Annotated in this window: 16 protein-coding genes and 1 pseudogene; 16 read left to right on the top strand and 1 reads right to left on the bottom strand. The window is 43.9% G+C overall.

Translation table 11 applies throughout. The annotated features are described in order from the left end of the window. Nucleotides 1–334 precede the first annotated feature (334 nt). The 16 genes and pseudogenes from JS578_02600 (at nucleotide 335) to JS578_02525 (ending at nucleotide 15527) form a co-directional block, all read left to right on the top strand. Nucleotides 335–1681 (top strand): outer membrane beta-barrel protein, encoded by a 1347-nt coding sequence (locus tag JS578_02600; GenBank protein QRX64167.1) that lies wholly within the window; start codon nucleotides 335–337, stop codon nucleotides 1679–1681. Nucleotides 1682–2303: 622 nt separating this feature from the next. After that, on the top strand, nucleotides 2304–3857 hold the full coding sequence (gene istA / locus JS578_02595; GenBank protein QRX64166.1) for an IS21 family transposase: 1554 nt from the start codon (nucleotides 2304–2306) through the stop codon (nucleotides 3855–3857). 29 nt (nucleotides 3858–3886) lie between these two features. Further along, complete coding sequence (istB, locus tag JS578_02590) at nucleotides 3887–4627, top strand: IS21-like element helper ATPase IstB (GenBank protein ID QRX64165.1); 741 nt, start codon at nucleotides 3887–3889, stop codon at nucleotides 4625–4627. A gap of 200 nt (nucleotides 4628–4827) precedes the next feature. Beyond that, nucleotides 4828–5178, top strand: a pseudogene (locus JS578_02585) (DUF4143 domain-containing protein). Then, on the top strand, nucleotides 5108–5413 hold the full coding sequence (locus JS578_02580) for a hypothetical protein (protein QRX65020.1): 306 nt from the start codon (nucleotides 5108–5110) through the stop codon (nucleotides 5411–5413). Before JS578_02585 ends, JS578_02580 begins: the two are co-directional and overlap by 71 nt. Nucleotides 5414–5551: 138 nt before the next feature. Then, nucleotides 5552–8380: a UvrD-helicase domain-containing protein gene (locus JS578_02575; protein ID QRX64164.1), complete on the top strand. Its 2829-nt coding sequence runs from the start codon at nucleotides 5552–5554 to the stop codon at nucleotides 8378–8380. Nucleotides 8381–8611: 231 nt separating this feature from the next. Next, nucleotides 8612–9211: a hypothetical protein gene (locus JS578_02570; GenBank protein QRX64163.1), complete on the top strand. Its 600-nt coding sequence runs from the start codon at nucleotides 8612–8614 to the stop codon at nucleotides 9209–9211. Between the two features lie 155 nt (nucleotides 9212–9366). Continuing rightward, complete coding sequence (locus JS578_02565) at nucleotides 9367–9609, top strand: ATP-binding protein (GenBank protein ID QRX64162.1); 243 nt, start codon at nucleotides 9367–9369, stop codon at nucleotides 9607–9609. A gap of 183 nt (nucleotides 9610–9792) precedes the next feature. After that, nucleotides 9793–10170: a CPBP family intramembrane metalloprotease gene (locus JS578_02560; GenBank protein QRX64161.1), complete on the top strand. Its 378-nt coding sequence runs from the start codon at nucleotides 9793–9795 to the stop codon at nucleotides 10168–10170. Between the two features lie 185 nt (nucleotides 10171–10355). Next, a complete protein-coding gene (locus JS578_02555) occupies nucleotides 10356–10760 on the top strand; it encodes a hypothetical protein (protein QRX64160.1) in 405 nt (134 codons plus the stop codon). Between the two features lie 193 nt (nucleotides 10761–10953). After that, nucleotides 10954–11817 carry a sce7726 family protein gene (locus tag JS578_02550; protein ID QRX64159.1) on the top strand — a complete coding sequence of 288 codons (864 nt, stop codon included), beginning with the start codon at nucleotides 10954–10956 and terminating at the stop codon, nucleotides 11815–11817. Between the two features lie 2 nt (nucleotides 11818–11819). Beyond that, nucleotides 11820–12761 (top strand): sce7725 family protein, encoded by a 942-nt coding sequence (locus JS578_02545; protein QRX64158.1) that lies wholly within the window; start codon nucleotides 11820–11822, stop codon nucleotides 12759–12761. Then, nucleotides 12761–13384, top strand: a complete 624-nt coding sequence (locus tag JS578_02540) for a hypothetical protein (protein ID QRX64157.1) — start codon at nucleotides 12761–12763, stop codon at nucleotides 13382–13384. The genes JS578_02545 and JS578_02540 overlap by 1 nt, the downstream gene beginning before the upstream one ends. Before the next feature lie 135 nt (nucleotides 13385–13519). Continuing rightward, the gene (locus JS578_02535; protein QRX64156.1) at nucleotides 13520–13786 is read left to right on the top strand and encodes an RES family NAD+ phosphorylase; all 267 of its coding nucleotides are present in this window, start codon (nucleotides 13520–13522) and stop codon (nucleotides 13784–13786) included. A 109-nt stretch (nucleotides 13787–13895) separates the two neighbouring features. Then, complete coding sequence (locus tag JS578_02530; protein QRX64155.1) at nucleotides 13896–14897, top strand: hypothetical protein; 1002 nt, start codon at nucleotides 13896–13898, stop codon at nucleotides 14895–14897. 162 nt (nucleotides 14898–15059) lie between these two features. Next, nucleotides 15060–15527 carry a hypothetical protein gene (locus JS578_02525; protein QRX64154.1) on the top strand — a complete coding sequence of 156 codons (468 nt, stop codon included), beginning with the start codon at nucleotides 15060–15062 and terminating at the stop codon, nucleotides 15525–15527. On the opposite strand, the gene JS578_02520 is transcribed toward JS578_02525, so the two are convergent. Further along, on the bottom strand, nucleotides 15528–16634 hold the full coding sequence (locus JS578_02520) for an AraC family transcriptional regulator (GenBank protein ID QRX64153.1): 1107 nt from the start codon (nucleotides 16632–16634) through the stop codon (nucleotides 15528–15530). Nucleotides 16635–16649 lie beyond the last annotated feature (15 nt).

Genomic DNA, 16649 nt, shown 5'->3' with positions numbered 1-16649 from the left:
TTTTAGCTTTAAGTTGTGTGATTCTTTTTTCGACGTCTTACTGCTTCTGACAGACCCGCTACTGTTTTACAGGCTATATGATAAGAACTCGCTGCGCTCAAACAGCTTATCATATTACGCCTGTTTTAACAAGCGGGTGCCCCTGTCATAAGCAGAGTACTTGAAAAAAGAATCAACAATTGCTTGCCCCATGCCACAAGGTGAGGTCTTGGAATTATATCCACACACAGACATCGCATATCGCACATTGAACATCAAACCAAGAACCTCAAACATCGAGCTTCAAACATTGAACCAAAAACTTAACAACATTCTAACATCCCAAACAATAATTATGAAGAAACTACTCTTGTGCTGCGTTGTGCTGGCAACCTCTTTTTCGGCCGTGCTGGCCGGTGGTCTTGTGACGAACACCAACCAGAGTGCGGCGTTCCTCAGGAACCCGGCGCGCAATGCGACTATTGAGCTGGATGCGGTGTACTACAACCCGGCGGGCGTGGCGTTCCTCAAGAAGGGGTTTCACTTTGGACTGAACAACCAGAGCGCGTTTCAAAGCAGGAACATCACGGCGACATTGCAGCCAAACAACTTCGTGCCGACCGCTTTGATGGAGAACAAATTGTATGAGGGGAAGATTGCTTCGCCGGTGATTCCTTCGGCTCATTTCGCCTACGTGGCCGACAGATGGAGCATCAGCTCGCACTTCGGCGTGCCGGGCGGCGGCGGTAAGCTGGATTATGCGAACGGCTTGCCGATGTTCGACGTGATGGTGCGGCAGATGGTGTACGGCAGCGTGTTTGCTACCATGTCGGGTAACGGGGCTCCTCCTGCATCAGCAGCTGCAGCGGCTTACACGATGGCGGGCGAGGCTGCGGTGGGCTCTTCCTTCACCGGACAGACATTCCTCTTTGGATGGCAGCTGGGGGGTTCCTACAAGCTGACTGACAACCTTTCGGCCTATGCGGGCGCGCGCTTGCTCATGGCCAAGGCGAAGTATGTGGGTGAGGTGAGCTACTCGCTGGGGGGTGATCCTACAGTACTGGGACTGAACACCGAGCAGAAAGGCTTCGGCGTGGCGCCCATCCTGGGTCTCGATTACAAGCTGGAGCGGCTGAACCTGGCGCTCAAGTATGAGTTCGAGTCGAAGGTGGAGGTGGAGAACACGACGACCGAGTTTCCGGCGCAGTTCAGCGGTGTGCCGTCGCTGGCGCGGTTCCAGGATGGCGAGAAGAGCCAGATGGGACAACCTGCCCTGTTGACGGCGGGCGCTGCCTATGATGTGACATCGGTCTTGCAGGTTTCGGCGGGCTTTCACTACTTCTTCGACAAGAGTGCCGACTACAACGGACTGGAGAACGAGATCAACAGCAACACCACCGAGTATCTGCTGGGTGCGGAGTATGCGCTGACGGACAAATGGACGGTGAGCGCGGGTGGGCAGCTTACCAACTACGACGTGACGGACGACTACAACAGCAACACGGGGTTCATCATCAGCAGCTACTCGCTGGGGGGCGGTCTGAAGTACAGCGCTTCAGAGAACCTGGCGTTTAACCTGGGGGTGCTGTGGACCAACTTTGACGATTATTCGAAAATGGCCAACTACAACGGCATCGGCGTGCAGGAGGAGTACGAGCGCAAGAGCATGGCCGGCGCCATCGGGGCTACGTTTAGTTTTTAGCTGTAAGCTGTAAGCTTTAAGCTTTTAGCTGTTAGCTTACCGCTTATCGCTTATGACTTATAGCTTATAGCTTACCGCTTATAGCTTACCGCTTATAACTTATCGCTTATAGCTTACCGCTTATAGCTTTGAACGTCCGGAGTGATCCGGGCGTTCGTCGTTATCAGCTGTTATAGAAGATCGGGAGCAGCATGCCTTTTATATCAATTCCACAAATAGCCGAATAAAATATCCATAAGTGACAGATTAAAGTTTCCATTCATTCTCACCGGCTCTGCCATTCCTGCTGATCGTTCAAAAATACACCATAGCGGGACAGGGCGCTTCTCGTGGCTCAGAATGCGACCTATGTCGCTCTTTGAGTCCGGTGAATCGACAGGAGAGGTTAGTTTGGAAAATCTATTCGCCTCTCCTGACCAGATTGAGGGAGAGAACCATCTTAACATCGATGATATTGCATTCTTGATTTGTCGGGGAGGTTGGATAAAACGGTTTGATATGTGCCAGTGATTTCGGTCTATGTGTGCCACCTTTTTCGGTTCAAACCGTGCCACTTTTTACGGTTCGATTTGTGCCACTTTGAAAAGATCAAGTTATCTTGTCCCTAAAAAAGGGATGCGGTATGGCAAATAAACTTGATCCTATGGATATAAAACAAATTTTAGTCTTAATCAAAGACGGTTTTAGTAACCGCAAGATTGGTGCTACACTTGGTATATCTCGTAATACCGTTAACAGCTATGTACAACAGTTTAAATCAAGTGGTTACAGCATTGGCGAGCTTTTAAACTTTGAAGAGACTCGTTTAAACGAACTCTTCACCGGTAAAACTACTATCGACACTTCCCGGCATGATGATTTAATGTGCTATATTGAGCGCATCAAAGCAGCCCGGAGTCATCCCGGTTTTACTTTTCAGTACCATTATAATGAGTATGTAAATAATGTAAGCAACCCCTACAGCTACACTCAGTTCTTGGAGCACTTCCACCGTAAAAACAGTAAAGTAAAAGGTTCAATGAAGCTTGAGCATATTGCAGGCCATGAGATGTTCGTTGACTTTGCCGGTAAAAGGCTTGAGATAGTAGATAAAGATACGGGTGAGATCAAACAGATTGAAGTCTTCGTATCAATTTTACCCTGTAGTCAATATACTTATGTTGAAGCCTGTGCCACACAGAACCGTAATGATTTTATAAGTTGCTGTAAAAACGCATTACACTTTTATGGCGGTGTTCCAAAGGCAATCGTATCTGACAATCTAAAGTCTGCCGTTACAAGAGCCAGCAAACATGAAGCAGTTATTAACCGCTGCTTCAAAGACTTTGCCAGTTATTACGGTTGTGTTATTAACCCCACAAGAGTGTATGCTCCACAGGATAAAGCATTAGTAGAAAATGCTGTACACCTTACTTATCAAAGAATCTATTACCCTCTTCGAGAAATGACATTCTTCTCGATAGAAGAGCTCAACAGGGAGATCAGGCGATTGCTTACAGAATACAACAAACTGCTCTTTAAGCGTAAAGAGGCCAGTAGACTGGAACTGTTTCAGACAATAGAGCGAGGCTATCTGAAGCCATTACCCGCCGAGCAGTACGAGATAAAAGAGTACCGCAGGGCAAAGGTTCAGAAAATGGGATATGTATATTTTTCACCCGATAAGAGTTATTATAGTGTACCATACCGCCATATAGGCAAACAAACACAAATACATTATACACGGAAACATATAGAGGTTTACTACAATCATCAGCGCATAGCCATACATCAGAGGAATCACACTACAGGCAGCTATAACACCAACTCGGATCACCTGAGCAGTACGCATCAATCATACCTGGGTTGGAATCCGGATTACTTTAAGAATAAAGCTGCAGCGCATGGTGAGCATGTTGTCAGTTGTGTAGAACATATACTTGCATCTGTAGATTACCCTGAGATAGGCTACAAGCGTGTAACCGGTCTTTTGCAGCTCCACAAGGCTTATGGTTCGGGCAGATTGGATAGAGCCTGTAAAATGGCTTTAAATGCAGGGATACCATCATATACCCGAATCAAAAACATCCTGAAGAATAACATGGATAAGGCATCAATCATTTATGATGAATCCGATAATGCACAGTCGCATATACCGCTGCATCACAATATAAGGGGAGCATCATCCTACAGTTAAGCAAATTAGTTAATTATAAACCTATAATAATGAACAACAATCAAACAGTCGAAAGATTAAAACAAATGAGGCTCGGAGCGATGGCTTCATTGCATTATCAGCATATCAAGGACAACAGGATAGAGAATGTCACAGCTGATGAATACCTTGCATTGCTTACAGATCATCAATGGGAAGAACGATTGAATAATAAAATAGAGCGTCTTATCAAACAGGCCGGCTTCAGAGAACAGGCCAGTGTAGCGGATGTTGAATACAATCAGCAACGCAATCTGGATAAAAACATGTTTACCCGTCTGGCCACTCTGGACTTTATTAAACGAAAAGAAAACATCATAATAACTGGAGCATCCGGTACGGGCAAAAGCTATCTTGCTCAAGCTTTGGGATATCAGTCCTGTTTAATGGAATACAAAGTGTTATATGCAAACACCGCCAAACTTATCGGCAGACTCAAACTCAGTAAAATAGACGGCACTTACCTGAAGGAGCTGTCAAAACTAATAAAAGCAGATATACTTATCTTAGACGACTTTGGGCTGCATGCCTTTGACAATCAATCCAGGGAGATATTACTGGATATTATTGACGAGAGGCATAATCAGGCATCAACTATATTATCCTCACAAATACCGGTATCAGCCTGGTATGATCTGATTGGGGAGCAAACAATAGCAGATGCTGTCCTGGACAGGATAGTAAACTCATCACACAGAATAATACTTAAAGGTGAGTCCCTTAGGAAAGGAAAAATAAGTACAACTGAATAAAATTATTAACTTTGCCAATGATCTTTCAAATAGGTAAAAACTATGAATTATAGTGGCACGGTTTGACCGAAAAGAGTGGCACTATCAGACCGAAATACACAGAGGTTGGCCTCAAGCGGTGAAGATGCGAAAAGAGATTGCGGTTTCAGTTGCGGGTAACTATTATGATGCTGTCGTAAACAATGATATTTCAAGAGTTGTTCGTGGATCCGTCAATAGCTACAGCCGCTTTGGGAGCAGGTCCGAATGATTTAATCAACGACCTGGCAACCATGGGACTCCTGTTTGAAACTTTATGCATGCGAGATCTCAGGGTCTATGCGGAAGCGCTCGGCGGTGAGGTTTACCATTACCGGGACAGTAGTGGATTGGAATGCGATGCTGTGATCCATTTCCGCAATGGTTCGTACGGATTGCAACAGATTCACGCCTACCTGTTTGGCGGGTTGTATGATTTCGCGGGACAAATCAGCAAATCAAATGGATACAGATTATTTATCAAGAGAATGTTACAAGGCGATCATCATCGAGGCGGAGAAGCTGAGTCATGATCTGACGCTGCATTATGGGTTGTTATCCATCGACTGCAAGAACGAGGATGAATACATCGATAAAGCTGAACAAATGACCCGGGAGATCATGCAAGCTGACGATGCGGAACTGGAAGATCTGTTTTGGGGAAATCTGCCCGATAAAAAGAAATTTCAACGTACTTGCACAAATATACTTGAGAATATCGGGAGGGTAAGAGCGATTCCTTTTGATAAGCGGAAATTTGATTTCTAACGTGATCTTGTTGCGCCCTTTCCACAAATTGCGTATTTTTACCAGTCAAAAAAAGAATGTGGTTATTTCAAGATGTTGACTTGCCAATCAATTGAGAGATAACGCTTCTTTTTTTGTTATGACAAAATCTGCCTGAGCATGTTTGATCTATTCATATACAATGACATTAAGCCGGGTAAACTGCGGAAGCAGTTTGATAAAACGGTAGAACAACTTTCCCGTGGTGATTTTGCGTCGGCCGAGGTGAAAAAAATGAGAGGCACGGGCTTATACCGTGCACGGCTGGATTATGAAAACCGCTTGTTGTTTCGTTTTGGCCGATACAATGATCAGACCTGTCTGCTGATCCTGGAGATCATCATGAATCACGCTTACGATAAATCGCGTTTCTTGCGTGGGAGCGGGGTGGATCATTCTAAGCTGCTCCCGGTAAGGAGTCAACAGGAGGTACCTGAGGGTGACCTGGTGCCTCTGACATTCCTGAACCCCCGGAACAGTCGTTTTCACTTGCTCGATAAGGTGTTGTCGTTCGACGACAGACAGGAGGAGGTACTATCCCTGCCCCTGCCACACATTGTGATTGGTTCTGCCGGGAGTGGTAAAACGGCTCTCACGCTTGAAAAGATGAAGTCGCTGACGGGAAGGGTACTCTACATCACCCTTTCACCCTTTCTCGCGGAAAACTCGGCTCGCCTGTTTTATTCGTTCAACTACGAGAACGACAAGCTGGAAATCGATTTCCTTTCATACCGTGAGTTCCTGGAGACACTGAAGATTCCCGATGGGAAAGAGGTCGATTTCAGGACTTTCGAGTCATGGTTTGCCCGACATCGGCAGGCTACACGGTTGCGTGACGCTCACAAGACCTTCGAGGAGTATCGTGGGGTGATCACCGGTCAGGATATCACCAAAGAATACCTTTCGTTCGATGAATACCTCGCGCTCGGCGTGAAACAGTCGATTTTTCCTGACCGGGAACGTGAAACCGTGTACCGGCTCTTTGAAAAATACCTGCTTTTCCTGAAAGAGAATGACTTCTATGACGTCAACATCCTCACACACCAGTGGTTGTCTTACTGTAAGCCGGTATATGATTACATCGTGGTGGATGAAGTGCAGGACTTCACCAACATCCAGCTGCACATCATCCTGAAATCACTGAATAATCCTACCAACTTCATCCTCTGTGGTGATTCGAACCAGGTGGTGTACCCCAATTTCTTTTCCTGGTCGCACCTGAAGAGCATGTTTTACCGGAGCGACCTGATAGAGAACGAAGTGAAGATACTTCGTGCCAATTACCGCAACAGTCAAACCATCACCACCCTGGCCAACAGGTTGCTCAAAATCAAGAATGCCCGATTCGGCTCCATCGATAAGGAGAGCAATTACCTGCTCACTACCGATACGGCGGTGAAAGGGGATGCCGTTTTCATTGAACAGGTGGGGAATGCGGTGGCCGACCTGGGACAAAAGACCCGCCAGTCGGTCAAATATGCCGTGCTGGTGCTGCGAAACGAAGATAAGGCAAAGGCACGGGAGTTGTTTAAGACACCGCTGCTCTTCTCCGTGCAGGAGCTGAAGGGACTTGAGTATGAGAATGTGATCCTCTACAACTTTATCTCCGATAACGCTGCCGAATATAACGCGGTGTGTGAGGGGGTGACCCGCGACAACCTGCTGGTTGACGAGCTGACCTATGCACGGGGTAAGGACAAAACCGACAAATCGCATGAGATCTACAAGTTTTACATTAACGCGTTGTACGTGGCATTGACGCGTGCCGTAAAAAATGTATTCATCGTTGAGAAGACCGGGGGACACAAGCTCCTCCGCCTGCTGGAGATAGCCGAAGATGCACCGAAACGTATCATGAAAGAGGAGATCTCATCGGCCGACGACTGGAAGATGGAAGCACGCCGCCTGGAGATGCAGGGGAAAACAGAACAGGTGGATGCCATCAGGAAAGGAATGCTGGCTACTGTGAAGCCCGACTGGGAACCGATGACAAGAGAACAGTACCGGATCACAAAAGAGGAAGCGCTGAACCCGGAAAGCTTCAATAAAAAAGCGAAGGACAGGCTTTTCGATTTTGCCTTGCTCCACAACCAGGAGGTGGTGATCCGGCAGCTGGCCGAGCTGAAATACAAACGTGCCGAACGTTTCGAAACGGAACGTTCATCGCTCTTTAGAAAATATTACCATCATTACAAGGAGGATAACCTGCAGATGATTCTCCCACTACTGAACAGGTACGGGGTCGATTACCGGGACCAGCATAACTTCACCCCATTGCACGCGGCGGCTTTTGCCGGGGCGGTGAAGATTGCCAAAACACTGCTCAGTCACGGTGCCAGTCCCTCCTCCCTGGATACTTTCAGGAGGACACCCCTTCAGATTACACTGGAACAGGCTTTCCTGTCGTCCGATTATGCTAGGAACAGACTGGGTGAGATCTATCCCCTGCTGCTTACCGATGCCTTGAAGATCCAGACGGATGGGTTCCTCATCAAAATTGACCCTCACAAGGTGGAATACCTGCTGATTAACCTCTTCCTGGTTGTGCAACCGATGATACTGCAGAAGAAATCGTTTTATGAGGAGATGGCGGTGAAGATCGATGACCTGATTGAGAACTTGCAACATTTCTCCGACGCAGTGCTGCCTCCTCATCGCAAGAAACGCACCTACATGCTTGCATTGCTTGCCAAACATGAGATTGAGAGCAACAACCCTTACAACAAGAAGATCTTCAAACGGATCAGCAGGGGGAATTATCAGTTGAATCCTGATCTCTCGATCCTGATCGACGGGAATTGGGTCTCCGTAGTCGATATCTTCAACCATCGTGACCTCTCAGTGGTTGAGCTCAGGGAGCATGCCTTGCAGCGAGAGGTAAAAGAGATGGAAGCATTTCGCAAAAAGATGGAGAAGGAGAGGAAGAACAGGGAAAAATGGGGGTGGTGATCAGATAATCAGCTTTTTGCGATCAGCTAATAAGGAATCATCCTTGAATTGAATCATTCACTATATCGAAGACCAGCATATGACAATGGAAAGCAACGACTTACTGAGAGATATCTTGATACACACCGACACCGGCAAACTGAAACAGTTTGTCAACGAGTACGCAAACGATCATGCGGATTTTCGAGACGTTTTCCTGGAGAAATTCTCTCCGAAGCCAAAGCCGAAGCCGTGAGCAATAAACTGGAACCGTTGCTCGAAAAAGCGCGCTATTATCTACGCCACGACAACAGGGAGGAGGCCATACACATCGCGCAGAACCTGATCGATACCATTCCCGACTACTGGGATGAGAATTTCGACTACGAGGGGGATGTACAGGTGATATACGATGAAGCAATTGACCTGCTTGAAGATATCCTGAACGATGAACCCACTACTGAACAGATGGAGCTGATATTCAGCTGGTACGAGAAGGTGAACGGTGATAAAAAACACCAGTACATGGGATTGAATAACTCATTGGAGCAACTGGAGCGGTATGATGATGCCATCCGGTTGCTGCAGGAAGGAATAGAGATTGCAAAGGAAAAGAAGACGATGGGTACGGTGAATGAGTGGCGAAAGGAGCTTTTTTCCATCTATCTGCAATATGTGCAACAACAGGCTACGATCACCGACAAAGAGGCCTACAAGCGGGTCGGCCAGACACTGATTTGGATGAAATCGTTTGAGGGAGGAACAGCAGTGGTCAGACAACTGATCAACCAGTTCCGGGAGACCTATAAACGACGGCCCTACATGATGAAAGAACTGGATCGGGTTTTTTGACAGCGGTCAGCTGTTAACATTAAGCTAATTTGCACATCCTCAAATCAGTAATCCGTTTTTAGCTGTTAGTTGTCTGATACTGTTCATTTATAAAGAATAAAAAGTAAAATGATTCTCTCGGTGAGTAAGCGGTCGCTGTTGCTGAACTGAAACAGATGGCTCTCTACCTGGCATCGAACATCGGTAAGATCTTTTCATACGCGACCCTGCAGGCGATATCGGGACTGAAAAGCAGCAGTTCAGTGAAAAACTACCTGCACTATTATGAGGCGAGTTACCTGTTCTATTATGTGACCAAGTTTGACTATTCTCTCAAAAAACAACTCACGAACTCACGCAAAGTGTATGCCGTGGACAACGCGATTCCCAATCGCCCGAGGTGTTGCCGCCGGGTGTGACGCTGGTGCCGGCATACAAATGGTTGTTGGGAATCATTTGACTGAGATGGTGTAAGTGCCAATATGTTGCATGTAAACGCTCATCAATGTAATGATTTTTTTTATCTTTGCAACGGATCTTTTGTGGAGTAAATTTCTATCTCTAATCTGATTGCCATTCTCATCATCTTAATCGTGAAGGTGGTGTTCAACTTTCTGTATCTCTCTCCAACGGAATGGGACCTGGAATCGCTGCTGTTTCAGGCTACGATGCCCGGTCTGTATGAGGAAATCGCTTTCAGGGGGATCATGCTGGGTTTGTTGACGAAGATTCTGAAACCGGCAAGACGCACTCTGTTTCATCCGGCAATCTATGTGACTGCCCTGCTGTTTGGTATGGCGCACGGTCTTTATCTGAATGATTCTTTTGAACTGTCATACAATATCTCTTCCCTGTTGATTACGGCTCTGCTGGGTCTCGCCTGGGCTTGGATGACGCTTAAAAGCGGGAGCATCTTACTGGCGCTTGTTTCTCACAACCTGGGGAATGTTGCCAGCCAAGTGATCAGCATGGGGAAATAAGTTGTCAGAGATTAGTTGTCAGGGTGCAATAGACAAAGTGGAAGCCATCGTCAGTTTAAGTATCCTGCCAAATAGGGTCTTGTAACAGTAATTGACAAGAACAGCGATGTATTTGATCAATTTGTTTAAACAGTATCTGGAAACAGGCAGGGTGGAAATAGAAAAAAGCAACCGGGTGCAAAATTATGGAAAAGTTAATCGCAAGAATTGGATATGCAGATCACAATTACTGCGCAGTGGTTGAACTGCCATACGAAGTAATCGTGGTAAAATCCAAAATATTCGAGGGTACTAAGGCAGCCATAAATGATTCATTGGAATTTTCAAAAGAAGCTCACCTGGAAAGTGGCAATCCAATACCTGGTTGGGTGAAAAACGGGTATGATGTAACCTGTAAGATGGAAGTTTCGGCACTACTGAAGTATTATGATGGTATTCTTACCCGTCCGGCACTCATTCATATCACGGGTATCAATGAACACCAATTGGACCATTATGCCACAGAGCATAGGAAGCCTCGTGCCAAACAGCGCCAGAGAAATATTGAAGGTTTTCATCGATTGGGAAATGAATTTCCATCAGTCGATTAATGAATCAGTGGTAAGCGGTAACTGATAAGCTGTTAGCGGTAAACAAATCTGCGAATCAGCTAATTTTAAAATCAAATATCAGCTATCAGCTTTGGGTGTTAAATTTTTAAGTTGATGTGTGACATTGTTGTGTCTTTGCCACAAATTGAGTAATTTTACCACTGTAAAGGAGCACTTCAAGAAGTTGACTCATATGCGTGTTAAAAAAACATATCCTGCCAATCAGCTGAGAGATTACTCTACTCTTTTTATGAGGAGTGAGATATTTCGCTTGTTGAATAATGATCATAGCTCCATCAATCTGAAGATTGAAAGGTATGATAAGAACCTTTATGAAAAGGATGTTACATACCTTCAGTATTTAAAATACCTCTATAAAGTCCTGGGAAAACACTATCAGAACGAATACTACTTTAAGAACGAGTTTTTAAATAAATGGCTCAAGAGTGAGCTGGGCAAGAGTGACTCCGTAATTTTCAGTGAATTCAGAATTGGGAAAGCAATCGCCGACCTAGCCATGTTCAACGGTTCATCCAGGGTGTTTGAGATTAAAACAGCGCTGGATAAGATGGATCGCTTATCAGGCCAATTGGAGGCATACAGGAGGGTCTTCAATGAAATTTACTTGATTGTCCCTACAGAATATCTCAACAACTATCTGGATTGTGACAAAGATGTGGGAATCATCTCATTCGATTCACAGGAAAACAGTTTCCAAATGATTAGGAATGCGAATTCTCTTCTCAAAATTGAGGTATCGGCTCTCATGGAAGTTCTTTATACCCATGAATACAAGGAAATTGTTTTGTCTTATTATGGCTTCCTCCCGAAAATGACCGATTTCACCCAATTTGATATTTGTTCTCAATACATTAGAAGGATTCCTCTTGAGGATTTAAATAAGTTGTTTGTAAGCAGGATTAAGTTAAGAATGGTGCACAACCTTTTCTTTAACAAGAGAAATAGTGAGATAAACCAGGTGTGCCTTTCATTGAATCTTAATAAAAAAGATCGAGAATTGTTGATTACCAATCTAAACCGACAAATAATTTCATAACCATGTATTTCCCTTATTTAAGAGCACGACAATTTGAATTGATTGCCTTGAGAGAATTATCTGTTGAGCCAACATTCAAAAACAATGTTGTACCTGTTCTTGAACCGGTACGTGAAAGTGTGAATGGTTTAGTTCTGGCAAACAAAATCTTTCACGAAAATAATTTCAACCCTTTTCTTATTCTAAATCCGTTGGAAGGTGAAATGGCGGGCGATACCAATTATTTTTTGGATTTTATCCGTAACATCGAAGGGAACTGTTTTCGAGCTGCATTGATCTTTACCAATAATGCTGATTATATTTTAAATTGCATTACAAATTATTCCTTATGTGATGTGATGCTTATTTGCCTTGAAGATTTTGTGGATGATGGGAAGCTGCGTGATCTATGTGAGAATTCACGAATCAGTCATATAATGGTTCTGAATCCTCATAAAAACCGACATCTGGACAGGTTTATAAAAGGACTTGGTAAATTTTATATCCGACTCGATGATGTGTTTGATAAAAAAGAGAAAAATGCTGATTATCTTGATATAGAAGCACACAAATTTACTGAAGAGCATCTTTTCTATAAAGAGGAGGGATTTGCCGGTTTTTCTGACTTCACGGTACTACCCGGTGAATTTGTTGATGGAGGAAGTACACCAAGAGCAGTGGTCATTCACTTGAGTTATATCAACGAGGATTCCAACGATGAAATTTGGGTTAGACATTTCACCTCCAACACGAACGATTCTATCGTTAATGTACAACTAAAGTTTGCTGAAGCGGCATCAAAAGCAATTCGATTCGTAACTAATCAGGGACGTGATAATGCTGCCATTTCTGAGCTGAAGAGCTATTTTGGAATGGAGAAGTACCCCGGATTGGGCACCGTAAAGAAAATTTCAATCAAAAATCATTTGATTATTGTAAGTGATTATCTGAATATTGTTGGGTAATGAAGGTTTGTAGTTCCTGTTTTTCTGACAAAGAGATCATAGGTTTTCTGACTTCACGTTCAACCACTGTGGGGCAATGTGATTTTTGTGGTTCTACAGATGTAGGTATAACAGATATCTCAGAACTGTATGACTTTTTCAAAGGACTCACTAATAATTTCCAGCCCACAACAAAAGGAGAACCCTTTATAAAATTGATTCAATATCATTGGAACATTTTTAGCACTGAGGAGGTTGGAGCTTCAGTGGTGAATTTTATTGTTCGACAGCTGGATACAACTCTTCATAATGCCTATGAGTTAGTGTACTTTTCACCTGAAATTTTAGAAGTTGTCTATTACTGGGATAGGCTGAAAGAGATAATAAAATGGGAGAAGAGATATGTACATAACATCAACTATTTAACTGATGATTTAGGATGGGACAGGCTTCTAAGCAGAACAAATACTATAGACAACAAAAAGAAGTTTTACAGAGCCCGCTTGCATCATAGGGAAAGTTTGGATCCATACTCTCCAGAAGAAATGTATGGACCAAAGCCATTGAATGCTACTGCGGGTAGAGCCAATCCGGCCGGAATTCCCTTCCTTTATTCATGTGATAATAAAGAAACCGTATTGTAAGAAATAAGGGCTTCTTACCTGGATGAAATTTCGATCGGCACATTTGGTGTCAATCCATCGGTCTGCAATGAAATTGATATTGCTGACTTCACTGAAAATCCTTCAATATTCAGTCAAGGTGAGAATTTTGATGAGGTGGCAAATATTATAAAAGAGAAGTTATTGAAGGACTTGATAAGTAGCGATTTATCGAAACCAATGAGGAGGTACGATTCTGAGATTGACTATATCCCAACACAGTTTATTTGTGAGTTCATCAAGAACTTTTCCGGGGCACAGGGTATAAAATTCAGAAGTTCACTTCATTCAGAAGGAAACAATATGGTTATTTTCGATCAGAACATCATGCTCTGTGAATCGGTTGAAAAGGTTAAGGTTAGCAAAGTTTTGATATCAATTTAATTGGCGATCCACCTGATGATCCAATGTTTCACCGCCTATCCAATGATTTAGACATGACACGTGAGAGGCTCAGCAATCAAAGAAAGTAAATAATATTTCTTTACGAAGTATGAAAAGAGGAGAAAAGGTAAAAATTTACTTTAAAAGAGACGGTAGATGCTATAAATTATTCAATGTAATACAGTTGGGTAAAGATGGTGAGGTGGATTTAAAGATCACGGGTTTTTATAATAATTTTGTTGAGATAGCAAAAAGCACGTTGGATGACAAAGGATACTATACCGTGGAAGAATTGGAAGAATCGAGAATTGTGAGTCATGCAGAAATGTCATACCATAAAGATGGCAGCTTTCTGCATAAGATTAATGATAATCCAGAGCCTGAATACATTAATCCCTACGGTCAAGGAGAAAGGTGGGTGCGAACAGATGCGATTGAAGATTTTCAGCCGATATTAAATATCGCAATTCGCAGAATGGATATTTTCAATAAATCATGTCTTGTTCCAACATTAAAATCGGGAGAAACATCATATATATGTGAAAACGATGATTTTTTTGATGAAACTGGTACATATCTTTTGATACTTTATATCCGAAATAAAAAACACATCGTAAATTGCTTTACTTCGGCGAAGCTATATTCTGATGTCATCATAGAACTCAATAAAGATCTCGATCTTTGTATTTTCATTCAAAGACATGGTTTTCCTGCAGCAAAGCCCTATTTTTCGAAGGTCTTCAATTGTTTGATCACTCCATATCTACACAATTCAATTAACTTTTGTAACAGGGAAAACGCTAAAGATGAAATGAAGGAAGTATTGGAAAAATCTGTGTTTGATCCAAAGTGTAATCTTTTCTTAAAGGATTTGGCTGATAACAAGCTATTCAATTTTTCTGAAGATAAATTGAAACTCGCGGAGCAAGTAGATATTTTGTATGAGAATAATGGATGTAAGATGCCCATCAGTAAACCACTGTTTCTTAAACAAGCTTTGAATTATTTAGGGGACGAATTGTCTGATTTTAATAACTTAGACCAAGGGATAAAGCAATTGTTGCTAGAGAAATGGAATAATGATTTGGAGAATTTAATACAGAAAGAATAAATAGTTAATTAAAAAATCAATTTCCAATGGGAAAAGAATGGCAGGGGAAGATGTATGCTTGCATATAAAGTTGATTGGTGCTCGTTTCTCACAACCTGGGAAATGTTGCCAGTCAGGTGATCAGCATGGGGAAATGAGTGAAATAGAAAAATCTGAGTTACCATGAAAAAAGAGAAGTGGTTTTGGTTGATGCTGCTCCTGTTGACGGGGGGATTGCTGATGAGCGGTTGCGACGATGTGGATGATGAGACGGGTGATGAGGAGGAGCTGCTGGATGCTTCCCGGCCGAATTACATGGGTGACGGTAGCGATGAGCTGCCACAGACGAACAACCTCTCGGGATCGACCTGGAAGGGTGTATCGGATGAGTATTCGCTGTGGGTTGAATTTAACAAATCTGATTGCTTGTTTACCGGATATGATTATGTTGCCAGGAAGGATACTACGGCCAGTTATGCGTATAGTTTTTCCTGGCCTCTGCTTACACTGACACCGAAAGATGACAAGGGGAGCGTTCTTACGGGAACAACCACGAAAGGGTGGACAAAGTATACAATGACTTTCACCGATTCAACGGATGCAGCGGTATGGATGCAGGTTGAAATTAGAACGAGCTCTGCCTTCCGGTAGTCAGCTATGAGCTGTCGAGAAATATTCTGACAGGGTTGTGCCGGTGATCTGCTTGAAGTTGCGGAGGGCCGTGTTGTGTGAACGGAAACCGACAAGAAAGAAGGTGTCAAGGTAGTTGGACGATAATCCGGATCTTGTCTGCTGTATGAAATCCTGGATGGGCAACTTGTTGATGTAATGGGTGTAGTTCTCATACCCGCACTCCTGTATTGTTTGTGACAGGGTGGTGCGGTTCGTATTGAGCGCGGATGCCAATAGGGTAAGGGAGATATCGGGATCGCGCCAGGTGCTGTTGTCCCTCATATAGGCATCGAGCCGTTCTGCCAGCACTACATTCCTGGATGCCGGGATGGCTGTTGCATAGGGAGTGGTGGGCTTCAAAAATGCATCCTGCAAGAGAGGTTCATCAGGAGTCTTCTTTTTAACTGTTGTTGCCAGCAACCGGTCGAACAGCTCCATGTAGACGATGTAAAGGCTGCATCCGACACTGACATAGTAGTAAAGGATATGGACCAGTGGATGGTTGAACGTGAGCAACATGAGGTAGGCGAAGATGTTGATAATGAAAGTGAAAGCATATTTCTTCAACCAGGCAGTGTCGGTGTTGCTGTTGTGTTCGATGCGCTTGATGAAGATGACCAGCACGACAGGTGCGAAGAGTAGCAGGCAAAGAATGAGAGTAAACCACATATCAAATTGATTCACATTGAGCATCATCTCCGGAAGCGATGAATAGGAGGCATAGTTGACTCCTGCAAGTTGGGTGGTCAGATAGAGCATGAGCAGCAGCAGCCAAATGGCATATAGTTGTACGATGCGTGTGAAGTTGAGCCACCCGGGACGGACCACTTCGATGGGATACATGATGTAGGAGATGACCATGAAGTTCCCAATCAGCAACATCTTCGTGGAGACAACAAGCTCCGGATCCAGTCCTTTGCTCACGGCAATGAATCGTGGTATGTAATTCAACACGGAGAAGAAAACGATGATGGCCAGTATGAGGCGTGAGCGCTCTCCCGACTTGCGGCGGGCTATCAACAACAACGAGGAAAGCAGGCATACCAGCGCTCCGGCAAAGATTGTGGCTAAATAGATGGATTGCATGTGTTTTTTACTTGC

The sequence above is a fragment of the Dysgonomonadaceae bacterium zrk40 genome, from assembly GCA_016916535.1.
Lineage (GTDB): Bacteria > Bacteroidota > Bacteroidia > Bacteroidales > Dysgonomonadaceae > Proteiniphilum.
This window is presented reverse-complemented; position numbering and strand designations above follow the sequence as displayed.

What these genes read in the sequence shown, in the direction of transcription:
- JS578_02565 (QRX64162.1), top strand. Translation starts at nt 9,367, where the DNA reads ATGGCTCTCTACCTGGCATCGAACATCGGTAAGATCTTTTCATACGCG.
- istA (QRX64166.1), top strand. Translation starts at nt 2,304, where the DNA reads ATGGCAAATAAACTTGATCCTATGGATATAAAACAAATTTTAGTCTTA.
- JS578_02520 (QRX64153.1), bottom strand. Translation starts at nt 16,634, where the DNA reads ATGCAATCCATCTATTTAGCCACAATCTTTGCCGGAGCGCTGGTATGC.
- JS578_02545 (QRX64158.1), top strand. Translation starts at nt 11,820, where the DNA reads ATGTATTTCCCTTATTTAAGAGCACGACAATTTGAATTGATTGCCTTG.
- JS578_02550 (QRX64159.1), top strand. Translation starts at nt 10,954, where the DNA reads ATGCGTGTTAAAAAAACATATCCTGCCAATCAGCTGAGAGATTACTCT.
- JS578_02580 (QRX65020.1), top strand. Translation starts at nt 5,108, where the DNA reads ATGGATACAGATTATTTATCAAGAGAATGTTACAAGGCGATCATCATC.
- JS578_02575 (QRX64164.1), top strand. Translation starts at nt 5,552, where the DNA reads ATGTTTGATCTATTCATATACAATGACATTAAGCCGGGTAAACTGCGG.
- istB (QRX64165.1), top strand. Translation starts at nt 3,887, where the DNA reads ATGAACAACAATCAAACAGTCGAAAGATTAAAACAAATGAGGCTCGGA.
- JS578_02525 (QRX64154.1), top strand. Translation starts at nt 15,060, where the DNA reads ATGAAAAAAGAGAAGTGGTTTTGGTTGATGCTGCTCCTGTTGACGGGG.
- JS578_02600 (QRX64167.1), top strand. Translation starts at nt 335, where the DNA reads ATGAAGAAACTACTCTTGTGCTGCGTTGTGCTGGCAACCTCTTTTTCG.
- JS578_02555 (QRX64160.1), top strand. Translation starts at nt 10,356, where the DNA reads ATGGAAAAGTTAATCGCAAGAATTGGATATGCAGATCACAATTACTGC.
- JS578_02540 (QRX64157.1), top strand. Translation starts at nt 12,761, where the DNA reads ATGAAGGTTTGTAGTTCCTGTTTTTCTGACAAAGAGATCATAGGTTTT.
- JS578_02530 (QRX64155.1), top strand. Translation starts at nt 13,896, where the DNA reads ATGAAAAGAGGAGAAAAGGTAAAAATTTACTTTAAAAGAGACGGTAGA.